The 4,204-nt window shown below is 43.4% G+C and carries 5 protein-coding genes; all 5 read left to right on the top strand.

What is annotated here, in order from left to right; all coding sequences use genetic code 11:
* The coding region (locus WB217_RS11420) for a 2-keto-4-pentenoate hydratase (protein ID WP_423993350.1) at nucleotides 1–677 on the top strand (677 nt) is incomplete at its 5' end.
* Nucleotides 678–876: 199 nt separating this feature from the next.
* On the top strand, nucleotides 877–1,893 hold the full coding sequence (locus WB217_RS11415; RefSeq protein WP_423993349.1) for a TRAP transporter substrate-binding protein: 1,017 nt from the start codon (nucleotides 877–879) through the stop codon (nucleotides 1,891–1,893).
* Nucleotides 1,894–1,907: 14 nt separating this feature from the next.
* A complete protein-coding gene (locus WB217_RS11410; RefSeq protein ID WP_423993348.1) occupies nucleotides 1,908–2,426 on the top strand; it encodes a TRAP transporter small permease in 519 nt (172 codons plus the stop codon).
* Entirely contained in the window at nucleotides 2,426–3,703 is a 1,278-nt protein-coding gene (locus tag WB217_RS11405; protein ID WP_423993351.1) for a TRAP transporter large permease, read from the top strand. Before WB217_RS11410 ends, WB217_RS11405 begins: the two co-directional genes overlap by 1 nt.
* Nucleotides 3,704–3,806: 103 nt before the next feature.
* Complete coding sequence (locus WB217_RS11400) at nucleotides 3,807–3,998, top strand: 2-hydroxymuconate tautomerase family protein (protein WP_423993347.1); 192 nt, start codon at nucleotides 3,807–3,809, stop codon at nucleotides 3,996–3,998.
* Nucleotides 3,999–4,204 lie beyond the last annotated feature (206 nt).

Here is a 4,204-nt window from a genome sequence, read left to right as displayed (position 1 = left end):
ATTCAATCCAGGAGAAATTGATCGAGAGACGCGAAAAGGATGGCGCTCGTAAAATTGGGCTTAAGCTTGGACTGACAAGCAAGGCGAAGCAGGAAATGATGGGCGTTCACGAGGCGATTTACGGTTATTTGACTGATGATATGCTTGCGCTGGAATGGGAGCCTCTAGTTTTCTCCGACTTCATCCATCCAAAGGCAGAGCCGGAGATCGCTTTTTTTATCGAGGAGGATTTGCAGGGAACGGATGTTACGGCTGAGGATGTATTAAGAGTAACAAAGTTTGTCGCACCTGCAATTGAGATAATTGATAGCCGCTATTTGAACTTTAAGTTCACTCTTGCAGATGTGATTGCTGACAATTGCTCTTCTTCCAAATTCCTGATCGGCAGCAAGTGGAAGTCTCCAAAAGAACTGGATTTGGGACAGCTTGGCATGGTGATGTCGAAAAACGGACAGGTTGTCCAAACGGGTTCAAGCGCAGCGGTGCTGGGACACCCAGCAACATCGGTTGCATGGGCTGTGAACAAACTCGGTGAAGTGGGCAAGGGAATTAAAAAGGGAGATGTTATCCTGAGTGGTGCGGTTTCTGAGGCGATTTCATTTGAGCCAAAGGATACGATTCTAGTACAATTTGCCGAGCTTGGCTGCGTTTCTTTTTCCTGTAAATCTAGCACTTAGTTTTTTTGACTAAGTGCTTTCTTTTAAGTTTAAAATATTCAGAATATAATGATAAAATTTACATTTCTATGTTAACCAGTTTACACTTTTACCAAAAAGAAGTGACTATAATCACAGTAGAGACAGCTTGGGAAAATTGTAATCTAGCGTAATGACAGCGTTTACATTTTTTTTATAAAAAGAAAAAGGGGTGCAAGAAATGAAGAGATTAAGGAATTTAGGGCTTACACTTTTAGTCTTTATGTTAATTTTAACGACGGCTGCCTGTAGCAGCGGTAAAACAGACGCAAAGCCTGCGGCGGGATCTGGCGAGAAATATACTTTCAAGCTTGCGCATATTACCCCAACTGATCATATGTGGCATAAGGCTGCAGAGAAGTTCAAGGAAGAGCTTGATAAGCGTTCTGGCGGCAGGATGAAAGTAGAGATTTACCCTGCAAGCCAGCTAGGTACAGAAGCCGATATGGTTCAGCAGATTTCGTCGGGATCGGTTGACTTTGGTTTCATTACGGCTGCTTACATGAGTTCACGTGCTCCGGCATTTACTGCGTGGTTTGCACCATATGCATTCAAGGATCTAGAAGAAACGAATGCTGCTCGTGACACAGAGGTAGCGAAGAAGATTCTTGGAACATTGGATAGCCAGGGAATCAAAGGCTTGGATTATGTATTTGCAGGTAACCGTGTCATGCTTTTCAAGGATAAGGAAGTAAAAAAGCCTGAGGACATGAAGGGATTAGCTTTCCGTGTAACGCCAAGTCCTCCGCTTCAAGATTTCTACAAATCAATGGGTGCGTCTCCTGAATCATTGCCGCTTCCTGAAGTATACGCTGCAATTCAGACAGGCGTGATTGATGGAATGGACATGGATTTAGATGCAACGATTACGAACAAGTATTATGAAGTTGCCAAATATGGCGCAGTTACGAACCACATGGTTTGGCCTGCGGTTGCAATGATGAATAAAGCAAAATATGACAAGATGTCTGATGCTGATAAAAAGATTATTGATGAATCAATCAAAGCGGCAGCTGACTATTCTGCAAAAACTCGTGCCTCTCAAGAAGAAGAGTTCAAGAAAACGTTGAGCGACAATGGAATGAAAGTCTATGAAATCGATCAAAAGTTATTTGAGCCATACATCAAGCAATTTGATGAAAAGTACAGCTCAACAGATCCACTAATCAAAGAATTCATGGACACATTCCGCAAGTAATTGGAGGGAAATACGTGACCTACCTTAGCAATTTGGTAGCCAGTTTCGAAAAGAAACTGGCTATTGTCCTAATGTTTGCCATGGCGGTAATCGTGACAGCAGCTGTTGTATTCCGCTACGTATTTAAAGTGCCTTTGTTTTGGGCAGGTGAAGTTTCTATTTTTTTATTGATTTACATAACGTTCATCGGCGGCAGTCTTGGCTTGAAGTATAAAACACAGGCATCTGTAACACTCGTTACAGATTTGCTTCCAAGGAACATCCAAAAGTTAGTTGCCATTATAGCTCATGTTTTTATGCTGCTGTTTATGGGGCTCCTGCTTTTTTATTGCTTTAAATGGATCAGCTCACCTACGGTAGCGATTCAAAAGTCGAGTGCGATCCTGCTTCCGATGTGGATTCCGTATTCAATTTTACCGGTTGGCCTGCTTTTTGCTGCGATTCATTTAATCAGTAATCTCTTTGAGATTGCAAGTGATCGTAACATTAACAATCAAGTGTCCGAGCTAGTGAAGGACGGTGAAGTCTTATGATGTTTCTTGTCGTAGCAGCTTTTATCCTATTTTTAATAATGGGTATTCCAATTTCGTTGGTCCTTGGAATGACGACGATTGTGTATTTTCTCGTAACAGGTAATACGATGCTTTTGGATTCGACGCCACAGCGGCTATACTCAGGTATGGAAAACTTTGGCTTGCTGGCGATTCCGCTTTTCATGCTTACAGGTGAGTTAATGAACAGCGGCGGTATTACGAACCGTCTTGTTGTTTTTGCGAGAATGCTCGTGGGACACGTTCGTGGAGGACTTGCATATGTAACGGTCATCGCGAATATGTTTCTGGCTTCAATTTTAGGATCTGCTAATGCACAGGCAGCGATGATGAGCAAGGTCATGGTTCCCGAAATGGAGAAGGAAGGGTATGATCGTGAGTTCGCCTCTGCTATTACGCTCGCTTCTTCGATAGTTGCGCCAATTATTCCGCCGAGTATGATTTTTATCATTTATGGTACACTTTCTGGAACATCTATTGGCGGTCTCTTCATGGCAGGTATTATTCCTGGAATTATTTTTGGTCTTGGGTTCATTGCTTTGATTGCGTATATGGGGTATAAGCACAATTTCCCGCGCAGTGAGAGAGCGAGCTTTCCGGAGATTTGGGCTTCCTTTATCAAGGTTATGCCAGCACTGTTGGTGCCTGTTGTTATTACTGTGGGAATCTTGAGTGGAGCATTCACGGCGACGGAATCTGCCGCTGTGGCAAGTTTCATTGCTTTTATCGTGGGGCTGTTTTTCTATAAGGAATTAAAGTGGAAACATCTTGGGAAAATCCTTGTTAATACGGTTATTGGCACAGCAACGGTAACATTCCTGATTGCAATGGCCAATCTATTTGGCTGGCTGATTGCGTTTGAACAGATTCCACAGCTGATTGCGAACTCGATGCTGTCCATTTCGGATAATCCATTTGTATTCCTGCTATTGGTGAATTTGTTCCTATTGTTGGTTGGTACGCTGCTTGATGGAATTGCAGCGCTGATTATCCTCGTCCCAGTTTTCATGCCATTGGTGACAGGTTTCCAGATCGACCCGATTCACTTTGGCGTCATCATCTGTATCAACCTGACAATTGGATTGCTTACACCACCAGTCGGAACCGGACTATTCATCGTATCATCCATAGCAGAAGTGAAATTCGAAAGACTAGTCAAGGCAGTCATGCCAATGCTTCTACTCGGAATCGCCATGCTATTCGTCATCACCTACTGGGAACAAACAACACTATTCATCCCACGCTTACTAGGGTTTTAACACATTAACGCGCTGGGGGTCAGACCCCCAGCGGAGCAACGCGGTGAAGCGGCGGGGGTCTGACCCCCAGTGGTGTGCCGCGGTGAAGGAATGGGGGATTAAGATGCCGATTATTCAGGTGCAGGTGCTTGAGGGGCGGAGTGATGAGAAGATTAGGGAGCTGATTGCAGGTATTACGGATACTGCAGTTCAGACTCTTGATGTTAGGCCTGAGCAGGTTAGGGTGATTGTTCAGCCAGTGCCTGGGAAGTATTGGGGTGTTGGCGGGATTACGAAGGATATGGAGAATAGATAAGTAGATGAATAAAGATCCCAACTCTTTTAAAAGGAGTTGGGATCTTTTCGGTTAAGGTGGATATCGCCAATAACCAAGGTGTTTAATTCTACTAATGATGAGAGAGATGCTAATGAAGGCATCTCTCTATTTTCATTCATCTGTAATTACAAGCTGACAGCATTTTCTCTGCTGATTTTATTTTGAAGTTTACTAAAATCGTAATC

The sequence above is a fragment of the Mesobacillus sp. genome (assembly GCF_049588175.1).
Classification (GTDB): Bacteria; Bacillota; Bacilli; order Bacillales; family Cytobacillaceae; genus Mesobacillus.
The sequence above is the reverse complement of the archived record's forward strand: the minus strand, read 5'-3'. Positions and strand labels throughout refer to the sequence as shown.

Coding starts and splice junctions, on each gene's coding strand:
- WB217_RS11415 (WP_423993349.1), top strand. CDS start 877: ATGAAGAGATTAAGGAATTTAGGGCTTACACTTTTAGTCTTTATGTTA.
- WB217_RS11405 (WP_423993351.1), top strand. CDS start 2,426: ATGTTTCTTGTCGTAGCAGCTTTTATCCTATTTTTAATAATGGGTATT.
- WB217_RS11400 (WP_423993347.1), top strand. CDS start 3,807: ATGCCGATTATTCAGGTGCAGGTGCTTGAGGGGCGGAGTGATGAGAAG.